The organism is Clostridium pascui, assembly GCF_016908015.1.
GTDB classification, from domain to species: domain Bacteria; phylum Bacillota; class Clostridia; order Clostridiales; family Clostridiaceae; genus Clostridium_AK; species Clostridium_AK pascui.
Genome location: NZ_JAFBDB010000001.1, coordinates 485,853 through 506,627, shown reverse-complemented (window position 1 = coordinate 506,627; position 20,775 = coordinate 485,853). Strand labels below are relative to the sequence as shown.

The 20,775-nt window shown below is 30.7% G+C and carries 25 protein-coding genes; all 25 read left to right on the top strand.

Going from position 1 to position 20,775, the window contains the following annotated elements; translation table 11 throughout:
- Nucleotides 1–10 precede the first annotated feature (10 nt).
- The 25 genes from eutC (at nucleotide 11) to JOC70_RS02650 (ending at nucleotide 20,756) form a co-directional block, all read left to right on the top strand.
- Nucleotides 11–898, top strand: a complete 888-nt coding sequence (gene eutC, locus JOC70_RS02770; protein WP_204597361.1) for an ethanolamine ammonia-lyase subunit EutC — start codon at nucleotides 11–13, stop codon at nucleotides 896–898.
- Between the two features lie 17 nt (nucleotides 899–915).
- Nucleotides 916–1,572 carry an ethanolamine utilization microcompartment protein EutL gene (gene eutL, locus JOC70_RS02765; RefSeq protein ID WP_204597360.1) on the top strand — a complete coding sequence of 219 codons (657 nt, stop codon included), beginning with the start codon at nucleotides 916–918 and terminating at the stop codon, nucleotides 1,570–1,572.
- 2 nt (nucleotides 1,573–1,574) lie between these two features.
- A complete protein-coding gene (locus tag JOC70_RS02760) occupies nucleotides 1,575–2,069 on the top strand; it encodes a BMC domain-containing protein (protein ID WP_243429022.1) in 495 nt (164 codons plus the stop codon).
- 5 nt (nucleotides 2,070–2,074) lie between these two features.
- Nucleotides 2,075–3,535 carry an acetaldehyde dehydrogenase (acetylating) gene (locus tag JOC70_RS02755; RefSeq protein ID WP_204597359.1) on the top strand — a complete coding sequence of 487 codons (1,461 nt, stop codon included), beginning with the start codon at nucleotides 2,075–2,077 and terminating at the stop codon, nucleotides 3,533–3,535.
- 50 nt (nucleotides 3,536–3,585) lie between these two features.
- Nucleotides 3,586–3,870: an ethanolamine utilization microcompartment protein EutM gene (eutM, locus tag JOC70_RS02750; RefSeq protein WP_204597358.1), complete on the top strand. Its 285-nt coding sequence runs from the start codon at nucleotides 3,586–3,588 to the stop codon at nucleotides 3,868–3,870.
- A gap of 112 nt (nucleotides 3,871–3,982) precedes the next feature.
- Nucleotides 3,983–4,735: a cobalamin adenosyltransferase gene (locus JOC70_RS02745; RefSeq protein ID WP_204597357.1), complete on the top strand. Its 753-nt coding sequence runs from the start codon at nucleotides 3,983–3,985 to the stop codon at nucleotides 4,733–4,735.
- Between the two features lie 16 nt (nucleotides 4,736–4,751).
- A complete protein-coding gene (gene eutD / locus JOC70_RS02740) occupies nucleotides 4,752–5,387 on the top strand; it encodes an ethanolamine utilization phosphate acetyltransferase EutD (RefSeq protein ID WP_341534845.1) in 636 nt (211 codons plus the stop codon).
- Between the two features lie 40 nt (nucleotides 5,388–5,427).
- A complete protein-coding gene (locus JOC70_RS02735; protein WP_204597356.1) occupies nucleotides 5,428–6,147 on the top strand; it encodes a hypothetical protein in 720 nt (239 codons plus the stop codon).
- A gap of 30 nt (nucleotides 6,148–6,177) precedes the next feature.
- Nucleotides 6,178–6,447, top strand: coding sequence for a EutN/CcmL family microcompartment protein (locus JOC70_RS02730; RefSeq protein WP_204597355.1), 270 nt, complete (start codon nucleotides 6,178–6,180; stop codon nucleotides 6,445–6,447).
- Nucleotides 6,448–6,580: 133 nt separating this feature from the next.
- Nucleotides 6,581–7,690 (top strand): ethanolamine utilization protein EutH, encoded by a 1,110-nt coding sequence (gene eutH / locus JOC70_RS02725; RefSeq protein WP_204597354.1) that lies wholly within the window; start codon nucleotides 6,581–6,583, stop codon nucleotides 7,688–7,690.
- 23 nt (nucleotides 7,691–7,713) lie between these two features.
- Nucleotides 7,714–8,166 carry a cupin domain-containing protein gene (locus tag JOC70_RS02720; protein ID WP_204597353.1) on the top strand — a complete coding sequence of 151 codons (453 nt, stop codon included), beginning with the start codon at nucleotides 7,714–7,716 and terminating at the stop codon, nucleotides 8,164–8,166.
- A 99-nt stretch (nucleotides 8,167–8,265) separates the two neighbouring features.
- Entirely contained in the window at nucleotides 8,266–9,561 is a 1,296-nt protein-coding gene (locus JOC70_RS02715; protein ID WP_204597352.1) for an aminotransferase class V-fold PLP-dependent enzyme, read from the top strand.
- Between the two features lie 524 nt (nucleotides 9,562–10,085).
- Entirely contained in the window at nucleotides 10,086–10,577 is a 492-nt protein-coding gene (locus JOC70_RS02710; protein ID WP_204597351.1) for a Na+/H+ antiporter subunit E, read from the top strand.
- Nucleotides 10,570–10,833 carry an MrpF/PhaF family protein gene (locus JOC70_RS02705; RefSeq protein WP_204597350.1) on the top strand — a complete coding sequence of 88 codons (264 nt, stop codon included), beginning with the start codon at nucleotides 10,570–10,572 and terminating at the stop codon, nucleotides 10,831–10,833. The genes JOC70_RS02710 and JOC70_RS02705 overlap by 8 nt, the downstream gene beginning before the upstream one ends.
- Before the next feature lies 1 nt (nucleotide 10,834).
- Nucleotides 10,835–11,146, top strand: coding sequence for a monovalent cation/H(+) antiporter subunit G (gene mnhG / locus JOC70_RS02700; protein ID WP_204597349.1), 312 nt, complete (start codon nucleotides 10,835–10,837; stop codon nucleotides 11,144–11,146).
- Nucleotides 11,143–11,382 (top strand): hydrogenase subunit MbhD domain-containing protein, encoded by a 240-nt coding sequence (locus JOC70_RS02695; RefSeq protein WP_035307800.1) that lies wholly within the window; start codon nucleotides 11,143–11,145, stop codon nucleotides 11,380–11,382. The genes mnhG and JOC70_RS02695 overlap by 4 nt, the downstream gene beginning before the upstream one ends.
- Nucleotides 11,379–11,660 carry a hydrogen gas-evolving membrane-bound hydrogenase subunit E gene (gene mbhE / locus JOC70_RS02690; RefSeq protein ID WP_204597348.1) on the top strand — a complete coding sequence of 94 codons (282 nt, stop codon included), beginning with the start codon at nucleotides 11,379–11,381 and terminating at the stop codon, nucleotides 11,658–11,660. The genes JOC70_RS02695 and mbhE overlap by 4 nt, the downstream gene beginning before the upstream one ends.
- Nucleotides 11,661–11,680: 20 nt before the next feature.
- The gene (locus JOC70_RS02685) at nucleotides 11,681–12,100 is read left to right on the top strand and encodes an MnhB domain-containing protein (RefSeq protein ID WP_204597347.1); all 420 of its coding nucleotides are present in this window, start codon (nucleotides 11,681–11,683) and stop codon (nucleotides 12,098–12,100) included.
- Nucleotide 12,101: 1 nt separating this feature from the next.
- Complete coding sequence (locus tag JOC70_RS02680) at nucleotides 12,102–12,464, top strand: sodium:proton antiporter (RefSeq protein ID WP_204597346.1); 363 nt, start codon at nucleotides 12,102–12,104, stop codon at nucleotides 12,462–12,464.
- A gap of 2 nt (nucleotides 12,465–12,466) precedes the next feature.
- Nucleotides 12,467–13,939, top strand: a complete 1,473-nt coding sequence (locus tag JOC70_RS02675) for a complex I subunit 5 family protein (RefSeq protein ID WP_204597345.1) — start codon at nucleotides 12,467–12,469, stop codon at nucleotides 13,937–13,939.
- A gap of 12 nt (nucleotides 13,940–13,951) precedes the next feature.
- A complete protein-coding gene (locus JOC70_RS02670) occupies nucleotides 13,952–15,406 on the top strand; it encodes a proton-conducting transporter transmembrane domain-containing protein (protein ID WP_204597344.1) in 1,455 nt (484 codons plus the stop codon).
- A 20-nt stretch (nucleotides 15,407–15,426) separates the two neighbouring features.
- Nucleotides 15,427–17,412 carry a complex I subunit 5 family protein gene (locus JOC70_RS02665; RefSeq protein WP_204597343.1) on the top strand — a complete coding sequence of 662 codons (1,986 nt, stop codon included), beginning with the start codon at nucleotides 15,427–15,429 and terminating at the stop codon, nucleotides 17,410–17,412.
- A 144-nt stretch (nucleotides 17,413–17,556) separates the two neighbouring features.
- Nucleotides 17,557–18,201, top strand: a complete 645-nt coding sequence (locus JOC70_RS02660) for a hypothetical protein (protein ID WP_204597342.1) — start codon at nucleotides 17,557–17,559, stop codon at nucleotides 18,199–18,201.
- A 12-nt stretch (nucleotides 18,202–18,213) separates the two neighbouring features.
- Nucleotides 18,214–19,350 (top strand): AAA family ATPase, encoded by a 1,137-nt coding sequence (locus JOC70_RS02655; protein WP_204597341.1) that lies wholly within the window; start codon nucleotides 18,214–18,216, stop codon nucleotides 19,348–19,350.
- A gap of 11 nt (nucleotides 19,351–19,361) precedes the next feature.
- On the top strand, nucleotides 19,362–20,756 hold the full coding sequence (locus tag JOC70_RS02650; protein WP_204597340.1) for a vWA domain-containing protein: 1,395 nt from the start codon (nucleotides 19,362–19,364) through the stop codon (nucleotides 20,754–20,756).
- Nucleotides 20,757–20,775: the final 19 nt, after the last annotated feature.

The window sequence follows — 20,775 nt, the reverse complement described above, 5'->3', positions numbered from 1 at the left end:
GGGTAATAAAATGTTTTCAGAAAATGATATAAAGAAACTGGTAGAACAAGTTTTAGTTGAAATGACAACAAAGCAAGGAGTTGCTACTGCAGAAAATGTTATAAATGTTTTAAATGAGAAAAGCATAGTTGATTTAGATGAAATGATCCCAGATATTACTGAAGTTGATATAAAAAATACTCTTTTAATTGAAGATCCAACTGATAGAGAAGGATATATAAAAATGAAAAGTCATACTCCAGCAAGATTAGGCATTGGAAGAGCTGGAGCAAGATATAAAACTGAGACTATGTTAAGGTTCAGAGCAGATCATGCATCTGCTCAGGATTCAGTCTTCACAGATGTTAATGAAGATTTATTAAATGAAATAAATTTAATAACCATTCAAACTAAATGCAATTCTAAGGACGAGTTTATCACAAGACCAGATCTTGGAAGACAGATAGCCAATGAAGAATTAACTAAGTTAAATTCATTTGCAAAAAAACCACAAGTTCAAATATATGTATCTGATGGACTAAGTTCAAAAGCTATTGAAGCTAATGCAAAAGATATTTTACCAGCTTTAATTCAAGGATTAAAGGTATATGGAATTTCCGTGGGAACACCATTCTTTGTTAAGTTTGGAAGAGTTGGAGCCATGGATGTTATCTCTGAAGAAATAGGTGCAGATGTAACTTGTGTACTGATAGGAGAGAGACCAGGCCTTGTTACAGCTGAGAGTATGAGTGCCTATATTGCATATAAAGGTACTGTTGGTATGCCTGAGTCAAGAAGAACCGTTGTATCCAATATCCACAAAGGTGGTACACCTTCTGTTGAAGCTGGTGCATATATTGCGGATATTATCAAATTAATGTTGGAGAAAAAAGCAAGTGGATTAGATTTAAAACTATAATATAGGGGGAAATAAAAATGAAAAATGATCAGCTTCGCGCATCGGTATTAAGCGTTAAGATAATTCCAAATATTAACGCCGATATGGCTAAACAATTAGACTTAAAACCAGAGCATAAGAGTATAGGAATAATTACTGCCGACAGCGATGATGTTACCTACACTGCACTTGATGAAGCTACAAAAGCTGCTGAAGTTGAAGTGGTGTATGGAAGATCACTTTATGGTGGAGCAGCCAATGCTAATACTAAGCTTGCTGGAGAGGTTATAGGAATACTTGCAGGTCCAAGCCCAGCAGAAATCAGAAGTGGATTAAATGCAGCAGTAGACCTTATACAAAGTGGAGTAGCTTCCTTCTATAGTGCCAATGAAGATGACAGCGTAGTTTATTATGCACATTGTATATCAAGAACAGGCTCATATCTTTCTAAAACAGCAGGAATTAAAGAAGGAGAAGCTATAGCTTACTTAATTGCACCACCACTTGAAGCTATGTACGCTTTGGATGCTGCAATGAAAGCTGCTGCAGTAGAACTTAAAGCTTTCTTTGGGCCACCATCAGAAACAAACTTTGGTGGTGGATTACTAACAGGAAGTCAATCAGCATGTAAAGCAGCTTGTGAAGCTTTTGCAGCAGCAGTTAAATTTGTAGCTGAAAATCCTACAGAGTATTAAGTTTGGAAATATTTATGAAGAAATCCACATTAGGGTTAATTGAAACCTATGGTTTCATTGGAGCTGTTGAAGCCCTTGATGTAGCGTTAAAAACTGCAAATGTTCAATTAGTAAGCTGTGAGTTTGTTAAAGGTGGTATTGTTACCATAGTAATTTCTGGAGATGTAGCATCTGTAAAGGCAGCAGTTGGAGCTTCTGCTATTGCTGTAGATAGGCTTGGAGTTCTTCGTAATACCCATGTTATTGCGAGAGCTTATGATGAAGTATGGGATATACTACTGGGTAAAAAAAATCCTGATAAAGAAAACAAAGAAGTGAAATCAGAGACTAAGTATAAGTTTTATATATCTCGAGAAGAGCTTGAAAAATTTAAAGTAACTAAACTTAGAACCATAGCAAGAGAACTTAAAAACATATCATTGACCAAAAAACAAATTAAGTTTAGCAAGAAAGAAGATCTTATTGAAGCAATATTATTAGCCAATAAGAGGAGGTAAGATAAATGAAAGATTTTGATCAAGATTTAATGTCAATACAAGAAACTCGAAATCTTATCGCCAATGCTAAAAAAGCCCAGGAAATATATAGACTTTTCCCTCAAGAAAAAGTTGATATGATTGTTAAGGCAGTTGCAATCGCAGCCGAAAAAGAATCAATTAAATTGGCTAAGATGGCTTGGCAGGAAACTGGTTTTGGTAGATGGCAGGATAAAATAGTTAAAAATAAATTTGCTAGCAAAGCAGTGTATGAAAATATAAAAGATTTAAAAACTGTTGGCATTATTAATGAGGATAAGGTGAAAAAGTTTTTTGAAGTGGCAGTTCCTGTAGGAGTTGTTGCAGGATTGATTCCTTCTACCAATCCAACCTCAACTACTATTTATAAAACTTTGATATCTCTAAAGTCTGGAAATGGGATAGTGATTTCCCCTCATCCAAATGCTAAAAAATCCATTGCTGAAACAGCTAAAATTTTAAATGAAGCTGCTGTCAGTGCAGGTGCTCCCGAGGGATTAATAGGATGTATAACTATGCCAACTCTTGAGGCTACTAATGTATTAATGAAACATAAGGATACTTCATTAATACTGGCAACTGGTGGAGAGGAAATGGTTAAAGCGGCATATAGTTCAGGAACACCAGCTATAGGAGTAGGTCCTGGGAATGGCCCCGCATTTATAGATAAATCAGCTAATCTTAGTTTGGCTGTCAAAAAAATAATGGATAGCAAAACCTTTGATAACGGCGTTATCTGCGCTTCCGAACAATCAATTGTAGTTGAAAAAGCAACAAGGAATGAAGTTATAAATGAACTTAAAAAACAGGGAGCATATTTCTTGAATGAGGAGGAATCCAAAAAACTTGCAAGATTTATTTTAAGAGATAACGGAACCATGAATCCCCAAATAGTAGGTAAATCAGTTGAAGTTTTAGCTTCAATGGCAAAATTAGATATTCCCTCTAATATAAGAGTTTTGATTTCTGAACAAAGCACCGTTAGCAAGAATAATCCTTACTCAAGAGAAAAACTTACTCCTATATTAGCCTTCTACACTGTAGACAATGTGGAAGAAGGAATTAAACTTTGTACAGAAATATTAATGAATGAAGGAAAGGGGCATACTCTAGTACTTCATAGTGATGATGAAAATATAGTTAGAGAATTTGGACTTAGAATTCCAGTTTCAAGATTATTAGTAAATACACCAGGATCACTAGGTGGAATTGGAGGTGCAACAAATTTAGTACCAGCATTTACCCTAGGATGTGGTGCTGTAGGCGGAAGTTCAACTTCTGATAACATAGGACCTATGAATTTACTAAATATTAGAAGAGTGGCCTATGGAGTTCGAGAACTTGAAGAATTAAAAGAAACTGAAAGCAGTCAACCTTCAATATCTGAAGAATATCTAGAACTGATTATAAATAAAGTGTTTGAGAAGCTAGTAGTATTAAATAAGTAATGCAAATATTAAAAATAAAAATATGATTTAATTTTAAGGAGGATATTAAAATGGCAAATATGAACGCATTAGGGATGATTGAAACTAAAGGATTGGTAGGCGCAATTGAAGCGGCTGATGCAATGGTTAAAGCTGCAAATGTAACATTAATTGGGAAAGAACATGTTGGTGGAGGATTGGTTACTGTAATGGTAAGAGGAGATGTTGGAGCAGTTAAAGCTGCTACTGATGCAGGGGCTGCCGCTGCTGAAAGAGTTGGAGAATTGATATCAGTACATGTTATTCCAAGGCCACATGGTGAAGTTGAAGTGTTACTTCCTAAGTCTGAACTTTAATAAAAAATTATCAAAAGCTAATATTCTAATGCTTGTAGCATGATTGGAAATATACCTTGTGCTACAAGCAAATTTATATTATTTTAAATACATCTTTAAAGGATGTGAGAGATTGAGTGTAATAACAGAAAGTATCCTAAGAAAAGAGCTTAGAAATTCAAATATAACTGAATATGAAGTTGAAAAAGGAGTAATCATTACACCATCGGCAAAACAATATCTGTCAGACAAAAATATAAAAGTAATTTTTAAAGAAGAAAAGTTTAAAGAAGCAAGCAATCATAATGTTGAAAAAGAGTCTGAAGGATTTACGCCTAAATATATGCATATTAACGGTGGTGCTTTTCAGAAAAAGCCAGAATATATGACACAACTACATGGAAATAAGCTAGTGGCTAAGGATCATAAAAGAATTATTTTTAGAGGTAAATTAGATAGTCTTCAAGCAAAGATACTTGAAGTGCAAATTTTAAGTAAGGATTTAAAAGAAATAAAAATAGTAAAAGAACTTGAAGAAATACTTTTCTATGTTAGAAAGATATTAGCGGCAGAAGTATTAGAAAGCGAGTTTAGCATTCTTAATTTAATAGATTTGAATTATGATGATTTAAGAGCATATTCTCATAGCCCTAAAAAATATCTAAGTACCGAGCACATAGTTTATCCAAGCATCGAAATGGGTTCCATAGTTGTTGCTTTAAATGCTTTAAGAGCTCAAAGTAGAGAGGTGGAGATTTCTGCATATCAGGCCTTTAAAAACGAAGATGGAGAGCCTACAAGAGGTGATATAGTATTAGCATTAAATAGATTAAGTAGTTGTTTTTATATAATGATGTGCAAATATGTAGCTGGAAAGTACAAATAAGAGGTGAACTTTAAATATGATGGAATTAAACCTTGATCATATAGTTGATGAAATAATCAAAAGGCTACAAAAAGAAAAAGAAGATGATGGAGTATTAGTTGAGGCTTCAGGTAGACATGTACACCTTTCAAAAGAGTATGTAGATCTTTTATTTGGAAAAGGATATGAACTTACTAAAAAAAGAGATTTGTCTCAACCAGGACAATATCTATGCGAAGAAAAAGTTACGGTTATCGGACCTAAGGGTACTATCCATAATGTTTCAGTCTTAGGCCCAGTAAGAAAAGAAAGCCAAGTGGAACTATCTAAAACTGATGCTGTATCTATTGGAGTAAATGCTCCTGTTAAAATGTCTGGGAACATTGAAAACAGCGGCACAGTAATAATTGCAACGCCACTGTCAGTTGTAAAACTTCAAAATGGAGTAATAGTAGCAAAAAGGCATATTCATATCACACCTGAGGATTCTATGAGATATGGTGTGATGAATAATGAAGAAGTAAGCATAAAGATTAATGGTGAAAGAGGAGTAATCTTCACCAATGTGACTGTTAGAGTAAGTGATAAGTTTAGTACAGTAGTACACCTAGACTATGATGAAGCTAATGCCTGTGGATTTACTAAAGGTATGAGAGCATCTATACTTAAATAGTAAGCCAATATTAAGTTCCTAAATAAAAGGGGAAGATAGAATGAGTAATGAAGAATTGGTTAAGCTCATAACAAAAGAAGTAGTGACAAAATTAAAAACTATTTTAAGTGAAGTTAATATAGCTAACCAAAAGAGAGTTTTAGTATTGGAAAAGGAAGAAAACCTATGCCCAATACTAATTTCTGCATTAAGAGAAAAGGGTTATGGAATAGATTGCTTAGGCAATATGGGAGAGTTAAATTCTTATGAAGGTATAATACTTCAAAGCATTACAAATGCAGAACTCGCAAATCTCTCACATGGTATAGAAGGATCTCTTAAAGAGAAAATAGTGGTGGAAGCTTTATTAAGTGGAAATAAGATTTTTTCTATGGAAAATGAAGTAGAATACAAAAAATTTTCAACCACTTCTAATAAACTCTTCTTCAATATGTTTAGGGATTATGAAAATAAATTAAAATCCTATGGTATACATTTTGTAGAACTAAATGAGTTATTAGACTGTCTTGGAAATAAGTGTGGGATTTTAGAAACAACTGCTTGTATATCAGAAACTAAAGAAATAAATTGTCAAACACATGCTGAAGAGAGAAAATGTAACTATATTGATCTAACTAATAAAAAATTAATTTCAGAAGTTGAGTTAAGAAATATTTTGAAGAGTGAAGTTATGAAGGTTGTAGTTTCTAAAAAAGCCATATTAACTCCATTGGCCATGGACTTTGCCAGAGTTAATAAGATTGAGATAAGTAAGTTATAATAAATTTTAGGAGTTAAAGGGGTTGAAATCATGGTAGTTGGAGAAGTTGTAGGCAATCTATGGGCTACAAAAAAAGATGAAAAGCTTAGTGGTCTAAAATTTTTAGTAGTTAGGAAATTAGATTATAAGGGAAAAAAAACGGATAATGTCATAGTTGCAGTAGATAGTGTTGGTGCAGGCATTGGGGATCAGGTATTAATTGTAGCAGGAAGTTCCGCAAGAGTAAATTTAGGGGATAAAAACATTCCGGTTGATGCAACTATTGTTGGTATTGTGGATTCACTAGAATTGCAAGATTGAGTAATATGGATAAAAAACTTGTTCATAAAACTATAATTCCCTCTCCTAATATAGATATAATAAATAATTTATAATCTTAAGATAATTATTTTAAGAAGTTCCCTAAAATTATAAAGAAGAGAGGATGGAATATATGAGTATAAATCAAATAATAATATATATAATGGTAGTTTTTATGTTAATAGGTGCCATAGATAAGATTTTAGGTAATAAATTCGGATATGGAGAAAAATTTGAAGAAGGTATTATGGCTATGGGGGCATTAACAATTGCTATGGTTGGAATTATGTCCTTTGCACCTGTTTTAGCTAATGTATTAAAGCCAATTGTTGTTCCATTATATAAAGCCCTTGGTGCGGATCCATCAATGTTTGCTACTACTCTACTTGCATGTGATATGGGGGGATATCCATTGGCACAGCAACTTGCAGAAGATCCTAATATCGCACCTTTTGCAGGATTAATATTAGGATCAATGATGGGGCCTACAATAGTATTCACAATTCCAGTTGCCCTTGGCATAATCGAGAAAGAGGATCATAAGTTTTTAGCCAAAGGAGTTTTGGCAGGAATGATTACAATTCCATTAGGATGCTTTGTAGGAGGATTAGTGGCAGGATTAGCCCCTATCATTATATTAAAGAACTTAACTCCAATCATTATATTTGCTGTATTAATAGCCCTAGGATTAAAATTTATACCAGATAAAATGATAAAAGGATTCACCTATTTTGGAAAATTTATAATGATTATCTGTATAGTTGGACTTGCAGCTATCATTGTTGAAACGCTTACAGGAATAGTTATAATACCTGGAATGGCACCAATTAGTGAAGGAATAACTGTTGTTGGAAGTATAGCCATAGTTCTTGCAGGTGCATACCCACTAGTGTACTTTATAACAAAAGTATTTAAAAGACCACTAATGAAAGTGGGTTCGTTACTAGGAATAGGAGAAGTTGCTGCTGCTGGTATGGTAGCTACTCTTGCCAACAATATTCCTATGTTTGGCATGATGAAGGATATGGATGAAAGAGGAAAAATTATTAATGTTGCTTTTGCAGTTAGTGCGGCATTTGTATTTGGAGATCATTTAGGCTTTGCAGCTGGAGTTAATAAAAATATGATTGCAGCTATGATAGTTGGAAAATTAGTAGCTGGTGCTACTGCTGTAGTAGTGGCTTGCTTAATTACACCAAAAGCTTTCGTAAATACATCTAAATCTAAATCAATAAGCAAATAATTTTAGATAAAGGAGACTGTATGATGGAAAGTATAAATGAACAGTTAATAGAAGAAATTATAAGAAAAATAATAAACGAGAAAATAGAAAAGACTGCTCTTAATTTTGAGAAACATGTAGATTCAAGTGGAATAATATCCATTAAAACAAGTACTGTAAAGCCAGAAAGATTTGATACAGGAAGCGAAAAGGATAAGGTTTTTATAAAAGATGTTATAACACTTGGTGAAAGCCCCAGACTAGGATGTGGAATAATGGAAATGGAAGAGACAAGTTGGGCATGGACTTTAAAATATGATGAAATTGATTATGTAATAGATGGAATTTTGGAGATAGATATCAATGGAAGAAAAATTATCGGAAATAAGGGAGATATTATATTAATTCCTAAGAACTCGTCTATTAATTTTACAGTTCCAAACTTTGCTAGATTTATGTATGTAACATATCCAGCAAACTGGGCGGAGCAAGAATAATTTTTGAACTCACTTTAATATAAATTATCCTAAATTAATAGGCAATATAAAATCATTTCCCATATTATATATAAGGAACAAATATGGGAGATGATTTTTATGCATTATAAAGACTTGATAGTTGGAAAAGATACTCTAGTAAAAACAGCCAGAGGAAAAGTTGTTAAATATGTAAATTTTGATAATGCTGCTACAACACCAGCTTTTATTAAAGTTGCTAATGATATAAATAAGTTTTTGCCTTACTATTCGTCAGTGCACAGAGGAATGGGAATAAAGTCACAGCTCACAACAAAAGCTTATGAAAGAGGAAGGGAGTTAGTAGGAGAGTTTTTGAATTTTACTTTAAATGAATATGATGTGATATTTGTAAAAAATACTACAGAAGCTATAAATAAACTATCAAATATGCTATTGCAAAAGTATAGTGATAAAATAGTACTTTCTACATTTATGGAGCATCATTCCAATGATCTTCCTTGGAGAAAATTTAAAATAGACTATATAAGAGTTGATAGTAAAGGAATGTTAATACTTGAAGACTTAGAGAAAAAACTTAAAGATTATAATGGAAAAGTAGGTATAGTTGCTGTTACAGGAGCTTCTAATGTAACTGGATACAAAAACCCTGTACACAAAATAGCAAAACTTGTTCATAGCTATGGAGCAAAGTTACTTGTAGATGGAGCACAGCTTATACCACATTGTCCTTTTGATATTAATGGAATAACAAAAGATGAGCATATAGATTTTGCAGCTTTTTCAGCACACAAGATGTATGCTCCTTTTGGTACAGGTGTGCTTATAGTTAGAAAGGATGAATTAAAAGATATTGAACCGGATTACAAGGGAGGGGGAACTGTGGACATGGTTACCCATGACTTTGTAAAATGGAGTGATACTCCGGAAAAAGATGAAGCGGGGAGTCCTAATGTTTTAGGAGTAGTTGCATTATCTTCCTCTATAGAAATGCTTAGAGCTCTTGGAATGAAAAATATAGAGAACTATGAAAAAAATCTTCAAATGTATATTTGTAAAAAAATATCAAAGATCCCTAGTATCCAAATATATTCCGAGTACTGTTCTAATTCTGTATCAATAATTACTTTCAATGTAGAAGGAATGTATCATGAAACTGTATCAAAGGCTTTGTCCTATGAATATGGGATAGGTGTTAGAAGCGGATGTTTTTGTGCTCATCCTTATATACAACAACTTCTGAAAGTGCCAAAAGAAGAGGTTATGGAAAATATAAACAATAAGTCTTGGAGAAAGCCGGGAATGGTAAGAATAAGTTTTGCACTTTATAATACCTTTGATGAAATTGATTATTTTATATATGCCCTTGAAAACATTTTGAAAAGAAAAGAATATTTTATAAATAAATATGATTAAACTAAAAAAGTGTTACTTATGTAAAGTAACACTTTTTTAGTTTAATCAGTGTAATGAAAAGTTTGATTTTTTAATTACCAGCCTCATAAGAACAATCTTTTATATATCGTTAATAAGAAATTAAAAAAAGAATTACATAATAAAAAGTATTTTAATGTGGATAGCCAAAGTATATCTAAAAATACTGCATATTTTAAACCTAATTTTGAAAAAAATACAGATGTTAATAAAAAATTTTAATTATTAAAAAAATAGAAACAAATAAGCATTATATTAACAAACTGTAAAATATATGTAAAAAGAATAACTTGCAGTTTTTATTATTTACACAATATTAACATAAATATAATAATCAAAGAAAAAATTTATGATATTCGAGTAGATGGTTAGTAATTAATAGTATAATCATTATATTTTGTAAATTTAAAAAGTTGAATAAATATTAAAAAATATAGACGGATATACTGAAAATTTGATAAGATATAATAAATGGAGGAAATAATACTAGAAAGGAGGAAGTTGCAATGAAATATGGATTATTTGTTATTTACGTGATCTTTTGGCTAATTTTAGCTGAAAACTTAAACATAGATAGGATTGCAATAGGGGCCTTGATATGCATAGGTGTATTTATATTTAACAAAGATTTATTAAGTAAACATAATATTTATAAAAAAAGTAAGGATTTATTAATATCAAACATAAAATATGCAGTTTTATATATTTTGATTTTAATTAAAGAAATATTCAAATCTAATTTTCATGTAGCCAAAATAGTCTTAAGTCCTAAGTTAAATATTTCACCAACTATAGTTACTATCACTACGAACTTGAAAAGTGATTTTGATAAAACAATTCTTGCAAATTCAATAACACTCACTCCTGGAACACTAACGCTGGACATGACTGAAGATAAGATAATTATACATTGTCTCGAAGAAAAATCTATAAAGGATTTGCAAAATTCTTGTTTTGAAAACATTCTTTTAAAGAAAGAGGAATTAAATAATGGCTAAAATTTTAACCTTTGCAATTTTGTTTTTATCTATAACCATTATGGGATGTATGTATAGAGCAATTAAGGGGCCAAGTGCTGCAGATAGACTTGTGGCCATCAATGTAATTAGCACTAAAACTATAGTGCTCATACTTATGATATCCTTTATACTTAAAGAAACTTATTTTATAGATGTAGCTTTAGTATACGCATTGATAAGCTTTGTTGCTTCCGTAGTCATAGCAAATTACATTGAAAAGTCAGGAGGGAACTAATATGTTAAGTATCTTAATAGGAAGCATATTTGTATTTGGCGGACTATTTTTCTTTTTAGTTGGGACTATAGGCATTTTAAGATTCCCAGATGTTTTGACAAGGGTACATAGTGCAGCTAAATGTGATACTTTAGGAGCGCTACTTTGCTTAATTGGACTGATAATTTTTAATGGATTTAATATACTATCATTAAAACTATTATTAGTGCTCATATTTATATGGATAACAAATCCAACAGCTACTCATTTAATAGGTAAGGCTGAGTATTTTAAAAACAAATTATACAATAAACAGGATGGAGGATTAAAATGAAGATATTTAGCATAATAATGCTTATATTTTTAATATTTTCCGCTATATCTGTATCTGCTATGAAAAGTCTGCTTGGAGCAATTATAGTTTTTACAGTTTATAGTTTGATTATGGCTATATTATGGCAACAGTTAAATGCTCCGGATGTAGCTATTACAGAAGCAGCAGTAGGAGCTGGTATTACAACTGTATTATTCATATTGACTTTAAAAAGAATAAGAGGGACAAAGAAATGAAAAAACTACTAGCGATTTTGATTACTTTGGGTTTAGCAATAATATTGTTAACAGGTGTAAAGGATTTACCACAGTTTGGGATAGAGAATACTCCTATGAACAATAATCTATCAAAGTATTATATAGAAAATACTACAAAAGAAACAGGGGCTACTAATATAATTACAGGAATCATATTGGATTACAGAGCCTTTGATACTTTTGTAGAAGCAAGTGTGTTATTTACATCTGCAATAACTGTAATAATAGTACTTAAAAATGAAAAAGCTAAGCAGTAATTTGAAGGGATAGATAAATTATGAAGGATAAAATATTAGAAGAAATTGTCGGAATACTCACACCTTTCATTCAAATTTTTGGAATTTATGTTATTTTTCATGGACATTTAAGTCCGGGTGGAGGTTTTTCTGGGGGAACCATAATTGGTGTTAGTTTTATTCTTTACAGAATGGTATATGGAAAAGAATTTGCACAAAATAAACTAAAGTTTTCTTCATTACTTTATTTTGTAACTATTGGAATATTAATATATGGAGCTATGAAAGGGTACAGCTTCATATCCGGCGGAAGTCATCTTGATTTGCCTGGACCACCACTCGGAAATCCAGGAGATATAATAAGTGGAGGATTTCTGCTACCGCTTAATATAATAGTTGGAACTATAGTAGCAATAACTATGTATTTTTTCTATAGCTTATTTGAAGAAGGTGAAATCTAAAATGGAGAGGCTTTTAACTAATTATTATGAAACAGCATCTGTTATATTATTTGGAATAGGTTTTGCAACGCTTTTATTGCATAATAATTTAATAAAAAAAATAATAGGATTAAATATAATGGATACATCAATATTTTTGTTTTTTATAGCTAAAGGTTATATAGAAGGAAGGGAAGCACCTATATTAGTCAATGGGTTTAGAGGAGTTGATGGGTATATCAATCCTATCCCTACGTCACTTATGCTTACTGGTATAGTTGTGGCAGTGAGTACTACGGCGTTTGCACTAGCGCTTACCATAAAAATGTACGAAAAGTATGGAACTATAGAATTAAATGAAATATTAGAAAAGGGGGCTGAATAGTTTTGTCGATAATCCAAAGTTTTCCCTTGATGGGTATTTTAATCTTATTCTTAATCGCATTTACTATGCCACTGATTAAAAAAAATAACATAATTAAATTCTTAAGCATTATTTCTTTTATAACGTGTCTAGTGTTATTTGGAATTTCATTAATATACACTATAGATAATGGAAGTTATTTTTATAGAATAGGACATTTTGATGCACCTTTTAGTATTGAGTTTAGGGTAGGAATTATAGAATGTATTATATCAGTGCTATTTGCATTTGTAGCATTGATGGTTACTTGGTATTCTTGCTATAGCATAGAACATGATATAGATGAAAACAAGATTTCAATGTATTATCTTTTAGTAAATATTCTTGTAGCATCTCTTCTAGGCATTGTTTTTTCTAATGATATGTTTAATGTATATGTATTTATAGAAATAGGAAACCTAGCTTCTTGTGGTATAGTAATAGTTAAAGATAAAAAAGAAAATATAAAAGCAGGAATCAAATATATTATTATGAGTTGTCTTGGTTCAGGACTAGTACTTATGGGAATTGCATACCTGTATTCGATGACTGGACAACTCAATATGACATATGTGCATGAAAGTTTAGTAAGCAGTTATGCTAATTATCCTCAAGCAATTCTTATAACATTAGGATTATTTACTATAGGACTAGGAGTTAAGAGTGCCATGTTTCCTCTGCATACATGGCTACCAGATGCACATTCTAATGCACCGACCTCTTCAAGTGCAATATTATCTTCACTTGTACTAAAAGCTTATGTAATATTTTTACTTAAAGTTCTTTATAGGGTAATGGGCAAAGATATAATATCAAACTTTTCTATACTTAATATAATATTAGTTCTTGGATGCTTAGGAATGATAATGGGATCTGTATTTGCAATATTTCAAAAGAATTTAAAAAGAGTTATTGCTTATTCAAGCGTAGCTCAAATGGGTTATATATTTTTTTCCATAGGTTTAGGTACAGAACTAGGAGTTATAATGAGCATATTTCATATTATAGGTCATGCTGTGACAAAATCTGCATTATTTTTGTGCGCAGGAGCAATTATAGAAAAGTCAGGGCAAAAGGAGTTACCTAATCTTAAGGGCATAGGTAAAGAAATGCCATATACATTAGGACTATTCTTTATAGCATCTTTGTCAATGCTTGGAATACCTTTGCTTCCGGGATTTGTAAGCAAGTGGTATCTAGCACTTGGAAGTATAGAAGTGGATAAACTAATACTTATAGGTGTAATACTGATAAGTAGCCTTTTAAACGCTATATACTACTTGCCAATAGCAATAAATGGTTTTTTTGGTGAAGAAAATTTAAAGGACAAGATATATAGAAGTAAAGATAAGTCTATAAAAGAATTAATACCAATTCTAATACTTGTTATAGCCATGCTATATGTTGGAATAGCTTCTGAAGAAATAATCAATTTGATAAGGACAGGATTAGTATAGGAGGAAATGGCTTTGAACAATATAATTATTTTACTTCCAATCATTTTCCCCTTTTTAGCTGCTATTGTAGTAGCCGCATTTGGGTTTAATGAAAAGAAAAGAAATATATTTGCAGGCTCTGTTGTATTAATAAATTTAATCTTTGTAGTATATATAGCCAAAAAACTAGGAGAAGTTAGTCTGCATATTTTTAAAATAAATGAATTCTTAGATATATATTTTAAGATAGATAAGCTAAGTGTATTTTTTTCATTGCTAGTATCAGTATTATGGATGTTTACAACTGTATATGCTATGGAGTATATGAAGCATGAGGGAAAAGAAAAAAAGTTCTTTTCATATTTTATAGCTACACTAGGAATAACACTAGGGATAGCTTTTGCAGGAAACTTAATTACGTTATATTTCTTTTATGAATTTTTGACACTAGCTACCTTTCCTTTAGTAATACATTCTGGAACTAAGGGCGCATTAGAAAGCGGAAAAAAATATTTGATTTATTCTTTTGGCGGAGCAACTTTAGCTCTACTTGGAATGATTATTTTATTTAGTTTTACAAATAGTCTTGAATTTATTCCAGGTGGAATTATAGAAAAAAATATGCTAATAAATAAAAATTATTACTTTATAAGCTATTTGGTTATGTTTATGGGTTTTGGAGTAAAGGCTGCGCTAGTACCCTTTCACTCCTGGCTCCCTAAGGCCATGGTAGCCCCAACTCCTGTAAGTTCACTACTTCATGCAGTGGCAGTAGTTAAGTCTGGAGTATTTGCATTGACTAGAGTCACTTATTATGTATTTGGGGCAGACGTTGTAAGAGCTACAGAGGCTAATAGATATTTAATTGTATTTGTAATAATTTCAATACTTATGGGATCCTTTCTTGCATTGCATCAAGAAAATCTTAAAAAGAGATTAGCCTATTCCACAATAAGTCAGTTAGGATATATTTTACTGGGAATACTGCTTTTGAATAGAAACTCTTTTATAGGAGCAATGCTGCATTTGTTAAATCATGCAGTAATAAAAATAACTTTATTCTTTTGTGTAGGAGCAATAATGTATACCACAGGTAAAACAGAAATAAGTCAAATAAAGGGAATTGGAAAAGCGATGCCTCTAACTATGTGGTGTTTTACAATATCATCCATTTCACTTATAGGGATTCCTCCAACTAACGGATTTGTAAGCAAATGGTATTTAGCTCTAGGAGGACTTTCTGAAGGTAGGGCAGCTTTCCCTGTAATACTTTTACTAAGTGCACTACTTACGGCTATGTATCTTATACCCGTTGTAACTGTTGCTTTTTTCAAAAAAGAGGAAAGTGTAGTTACAGTAAAAAAAGAAGCTCCTTTAAAAATGTTAATTCCAATAATGGCCATAACTGTAATTACAACGTTTCTAGGACTTTTTCCTAATCCAGTAATAGACTTCTTGACAAGTATGGCTCTTGAAGTTACAAATTAAATTTAAGTGAGGTGAATTATTTGAATCCAAGAATAGTACTGCTTTATATAATACTTATACCATTTATAGGGTCGTTTATTGGATTCATTATTGGTAGAAAAGAAGAAAAGTGGAGAGATGTATTTAACATTGTAATGACCGGTTTCAACTTTTTACTAATAACTTCTCTATATAAAAATGTTATGAATGGAAAAATAGAAATTTTCATACCTAATATAATGGGTACAGGGCTTCAATTTAAGTTAGATATGTTTAGGTATATATTTGTATGGTTGACTGCTTTAATTTGGTTGTTAGTAACTATATATTCTACACAATATCTTATAAGTTATAAGAATAGAAATCGATACTATTTATTTTTTATGCTTACTTACTGGAGTACCCTTGGGATATTTATATCACAAAACTTTTTAAATTTGTTTACTTTTTTTGAAATAATGTCATTAACATCTTATCCATTAATTATTCATGATGAAGATAAGTATTCACATGAAGCAGGAGAAACATATATAATAATGGCAGTAACAGGAGGACTTGTTCTTTTAATGGGATTATTTCTGCTTTATAATTACACTCAAACTTTAGATATATACGAGCTCAGATATCTTTTAAAGGATATGGGTAACATAAAGTATGTTATTACTGGGCTTATAATATTTGGATTTGGTATAAAAGCAGGAATGATACCTTTACACATATGGCTTCCTAAAGCCCATCCAGCTGCTCCAGCTCCAGCTAGCGCTATATTATCTGGAGTATTACTTAAAACAGGAATATTTGGTATTTTAATTACCGCAGAAATAATAGTTCCTGGAGATATATATGTATCATTAGTATTACTTATCTTGGGATTTTTAACTATGTTTATAGGTGGATTTTTAGCAATGTTCCAAAGAAATATAAAAAGAATACTTGCCTATAGTAGTATGAGTCAAATGGGATATATTATAGTTGGTATAGCGCTTGTAGGAATGCTTCAGGAGCACAAAGGCATAGCGCTATATGCAACACTTTATCATATTATAAATCATATGATATTCAAGGTATTACTATTTATGGGCGCAGGTATAATATATATGGCATTACATGAATTAAGCATAAATGGCATAGGAGGATTTGGACGAAATAAAAAGATTTTAAAAATAGCATTCCTTATTGGACTTTGCGGAATAATAGGTATGCCAGGCTTTAATGGATTTATTAGTAAGAATATGCTTCATCATGCCTTATCAGAAGCAGTTCATTTATACGGAGGATTTTGGCTTCATTTTGGAGAAGTAATATTTACAATAAGCAGTGCATTTACCACAGCATATCTTTTAAAGTTATTCATAGCAGTATTTATTGAAAAGAGCAATCAAGAAATAGATAACATAAAAATGAAAATAACAGGAAGAGCTTTAGCATCTATGTCAGTTCTAGCGTTTATAACAGTTTTTATAGGAATTTATCCACAATTTATAATGAAGATACTTGATAAAGCTGTAGAGACCTTTAATATTTACCATAAGGTAGATGTCCACTTTTATACTATTGAAAATATAAAATCATCCTTTACTTCCATAGGATTAGGAGTTTTAATATACGTATTTTTCATAAGAAAGGTATTAAGAAAAGGAGCTGGACAAAACTGGTGGTATGAAAATATAGCTCTTAATTGGTTTAGTTTAGAAAAAAACGTATATATTCCAGTATTTAAAATGCTATTCAAAGTAAGCTCTTTTATCTTAAGAATATGCGATGAAGGATTATTAAAGCTTATCGGCTTAATTGGAAATATGATGAGCAAGTTAGGGAAAATGCCACTAGAGTATAATGTAAATTCTTCAGAAATGTTTATAGAGAAAGTAAATCCTATTAATTATATAAATAAATCAAAAGTTACCGCTACCACAAACTTAAATAAGGAGATGGGAAAAGCTAGCTATAAAATGAATAGTATAACTTATTCTATATATATTTTTGGTGTAGTTCTTCTCCTATGTTTAATAATACTTATATATTAGTAATAAGCCCTTGATGAATGAGTTCATTAAGGGCTTATTACTTATTCTTAGTAAGTAATAATTATTATTTATTTAAATTATAAAATATGATATTATATTTAAAGAATATAGAAAAGTTAAATCATGGATGGTAAGGAGTAATATATGAATATAGAAGAAAATCTAAGTATTATACAGAAGGATCCATATTTTATAAAAAATATAGATAATCCTACAGAAGAAATGTGTTTATATGCTGTAAGAAATGCATGGAATGCAGTAAAATTTATAAAAAGACCTTCAATAGAGGTTATGAAAGAAGCCGTAAAAAACAGAGGATGGGCATTGCAATTTATAAAACTACCTCCTTATGAAATTCAAAAATTAGCAATAGAGAGAGATGCAGATTCTATAAAATATATAAAGGAACCATCTCTAGAACTACAACTTATGTCAGTGCAGAGAGATTGGAGTGTATTAAAATATATTGAAAATCCATTTTTAGAGGTTGAAAAAGTAGCAATAAATAAAAACGAAGAAGCAATGAGGTATATTACTAACTTAAATGAAGAAAAGCTAAGAGTATTTGTAGTAGAGAATATAAAGATAGTTAAGTATATAGATGAATATAATAAAAAACAGTTATTAGATATTATACAGCTTAAACTCGGAGAAGAAAATATAGATAATAAGTATGTAATAGACTTTATAGAATGTGAAGCATTGAAGTTTAATAGAATAAAGTTTATTCATAAGCATGGGAGTAAGAAAGCTAAGAAAATATTAGTAGATTATAAACTTGGAACATAAGGAGAGATAAAAATGAATTTTAATGATGCACTTTTAACAGTAAAACTTACATTAGAAAGCGATTCAGTACCACTTTTAATAGGAGAAAGTGGTATAGGAAAGACTTCACTGATAAAAAAGTTAGGTACTCATGAAAATTACTATGTAGTAAATATAGATGCCAATCTTCTAAAAGAAGGCGAAATAGGGGGACTTCCTACAGTAGAAGATTATATAATAAATAAAGATGGGAATGCAATTAAAAGTAAGAGAACAATATATGCTATACATATAAAGCTTTTGCAAGTTGAGGAATATTTGAGAGAAAATAATAATGGCAAGGTATTATTATTTATAGATGAACTAAACAGATGTGAACATACAGTACAACAAGAGCTTATGAATTTAATATTGAACAGAGAAATAAATGGGTACATGTTACCTAAAAATGTATATGTTATTGCTGCTATGAATCCTTCCAATAAATATGATAAATATAATCAAAGTGAATATCAGGTAGTAGATATGGATCCAGCTCAGGAAAATAGATTTGTCTGGATTGATATTGATTCAGATACAAAAACTTGGCTTACTTGGGCAATGAGTGAAGAAGGAAATATACATAAAGATATAGTTGAATTTATTGGAACCTTTCCAGAATATCTACATACACCTTATATAGATGAAAGTATTAAAGCAACGCCTCGAAGTTGGGAAAGGGTTTCAAAAGCCTATGGAGTGTATTTAAATAATAAAAATAAATATCCTAGTAAGATTTTTTATAATCTTGTAAAGGGGAATGTAGGCGGAAGTATAGCACAGGACTTTTTAAATTTTCTAGAAGAAAATAAAAATCCAATTATTAAACCGCAGGACATATTTGAAAAGGGATATTTGAGTGAAGAATTATATGTAAAGGTAAAAACTGAAAGTCATTCAAGACTTTATATTGCAGCTAAGAATGCCCTTTTATATTTAAAGCGCTCAGAACATGGCGAAAATGATATAAAATTATTTTCTGAGTTTATCCAGATATATCCTAAGGATTTAAAAGTAGGTATAATGCAGGAGATTAAATTTAATTATAGCGATTCATTATACAAGGAATTTTTAGATAATGATATATTTATTGAAGGATATTTTAGTCTATATGAAGATTTGGATGATTAAGGGAGATATTGATGAATAATAGTAGTTTTGAGGAATTAAGAAGGGAACTTTTAAAAGAAGTTTATGCTTTAGGAGAAGAGATCAGCAAAAATGAAAGCTTTTCAGTGAAGTTTAATAAACTAATAGAATTTTGTACTTTTTCACTGATGGAGGGACAAGATAACTTTTTTGGTTTATTTACTATCCAAATGAAAAAAAATATAAACTTTAATACTTCTGGTGCATTAGGGACCACAGTATCCTTGTCTCATTTTATATTGCATTTTAATCCAACAATATTTTTACAGTGCTCTTTAAAGGAAATGAGAGCTCTTATAAAACATGAAATATATCATATAATGTTTGGGCATTTTAAAAGACATAAAGAACTTAGAAAGAAATATAGCGAATCTGTAGTAAATTTGGCTCTAGATATTTCTATAAATCAATATATTGAAAATTTACCATCATGGAGTCGCAGTGTAAAGGAAGTAAGTTTGTCCTATAATGTTGATTTAGAATATGAAGAGTCAGCAGAATACTATGCTGAAAAAATTCAAAATGCTATCGAGAAATTGATTAAAGATTCAGGCACAGAAATATCAAAAGAAGTATTTGATAAAAGTGAGCCTGAAACTGAATATGTATTAGATATAGAAAAAGCCCATGATATATGGACACAAGAAAATTATGATTTTAATATTGAGAATATAAGTGAACTTACTAAAAAAACAGTTAAAAATGCAAAAAGGGGTAAATTGCCTATATCAATAGAAAAAGCTATAAATTTATTAAATAAAAGAGCAGAAGTATCTTGGAATGATTATCTAAAAAGGGCCTTAGGTACAATGCCTTCAGGGTATAAGAAAACAATAACTAGAAAGGATAGAAGGCAGCCAAATAGACTTGATCTAAGAGGGAGACTTTCCAATCATTTAGTACAAATAATAATAGCAATAGATATAAGCGGAAGCATAACAGATAAGGAAATAGACAAAATAATGATTGAAGTTTTAAACATAGTTAAAAATTATAAATCAGAAATTACAATAATAGAATGTGATAATATAATCAGAAGAGTTTATAAAGTTAAGAATAAAAAAGATGTAAAAGCGAAGCTGGAAACAAAAGGTGGAACTGCTTTTTCTCCCGTTTTCGAATATATATATAATAACAAGCTAATAAATTATCTTGTAATATATTTTACAGATGGAGTAGGAGAAGATGAGCTTACTGTAAAGCCTATAAACTATAAAACACTATGGGTTCTTACAGGAAAGGAAGAAAATTTATCTCTTAAAAATCCTCATGGTGAAGTGAAAAAATTATCTAGTAAACCTACTATGAAAAATGATGTGAACATTGCAATAGAAGCAATGAAAGAAATAACTAAGGATTGGGCAGCGGCTGCAAATCAGTATATTTGACAAACTATATAATAAAATA

Coding starts and splice junctions, on each gene's coding strand:
- eutC (WP_204597361.1), top strand. CDS start 11: ATGTTTTCAGAAAATGATATAAAGAAACTGGTAGAACAAGTTTTAGTT.
- eutL (WP_204597360.1), top strand. CDS start 916: ATGAAAAATGATCAGCTTCGCGCATCGGTATTAAGCGTTAAGATAATT.
- JOC70_RS02755 (WP_204597359.1), top strand. CDS start 2,075: ATGAAAGATTTTGATCAAGATTTAATGTCAATACAAGAAACTCGAAAT.
- eutM (WP_204597358.1), top strand. CDS start 3,586: ATGGCAAATATGAACGCATTAGGGATGATTGAAACTAAAGGATTGGTA.
- eutD (WP_341534845.1), top strand. CDS start 4,752: ATGATGGAATTAAACCTTGATCATATAGTTGATGAAATAATCAAAAGG.
- JOC70_RS02735 (WP_204597356.1), top strand. CDS start 5,428: ATGAGTAATGAAGAATTGGTTAAGCTCATAACAAAAGAAGTAGTGACA.
- JOC70_RS02730 (WP_204597355.1), top strand. CDS start 6,178: ATGGTAGTTGGAGAAGTTGTAGGCAATCTATGGGCTACAAAAAAAGAT.
- eutH (WP_204597354.1), top strand. CDS start 6,581: ATGAGTATAAATCAAATAATAATATATATAATGGTAGTTTTTATGTTA.
- JOC70_RS02720 (WP_204597353.1), top strand. CDS start 7,714: ATGGAAAGTATAAATGAACAGTTAATAGAAGAAATTATAAGAAAAATA.
- JOC70_RS02715 (WP_204597352.1), top strand. CDS start 8,266: ATGCATTATAAAGACTTGATAGTTGGAAAAGATACTCTAGTAAAAACA.
- JOC70_RS02710 (WP_204597351.1), top strand. CDS start 10,086: ATGAAATATGGATTATTTGTTATTTACGTGATCTTTTGGCTAATTTTA.
- JOC70_RS02705 (WP_204597350.1), top strand. CDS start 10,570: ATGGCTAAAATTTTAACCTTTGCAATTTTGTTTTTATCTATAACCATT.
- mnhG (WP_204597349.1), top strand. CDS start 10,835: ATGTTAAGTATCTTAATAGGAAGCATATTTGTATTTGGCGGACTATTT.
- JOC70_RS02695 (WP_035307800.1), top strand. CDS start 11,143: ATGAAGATATTTAGCATAATAATGCTTATATTTTTAATATTTTCCGCT.
- mbhE (WP_204597348.1), top strand. CDS start 11,379: ATGAAAAAACTACTAGCGATTTTGATTACTTTGGGTTTAGCAATAATA.
- JOC70_RS02685 (WP_204597347.1), top strand. CDS start 11,681: ATGAAGGATAAAATATTAGAAGAAATTGTCGGAATACTCACACCTTTC.
- JOC70_RS02680 (WP_204597346.1), top strand. CDS start 12,102: ATGGAGAGGCTTTTAACTAATTATTATGAAACAGCATCTGTTATATTA.
- JOC70_RS02660 (WP_204597342.1), top strand. CDS start 17,557: ATGAATATAGAAGAAAATCTAAGTATTATACAGAAGGATCCATATTTT.
- JOC70_RS02655 (WP_204597341.1), top strand. CDS start 18,214: ATGAATTTTAATGATGCACTTTTAACAGTAAAACTTACATTAGAAAGC.
- JOC70_RS02650 (WP_204597340.1), top strand. CDS start 19,362: ATGAATAATAGTAGTTTTGAGGAATTAAGAAGGGAACTTTTAAAAGAA.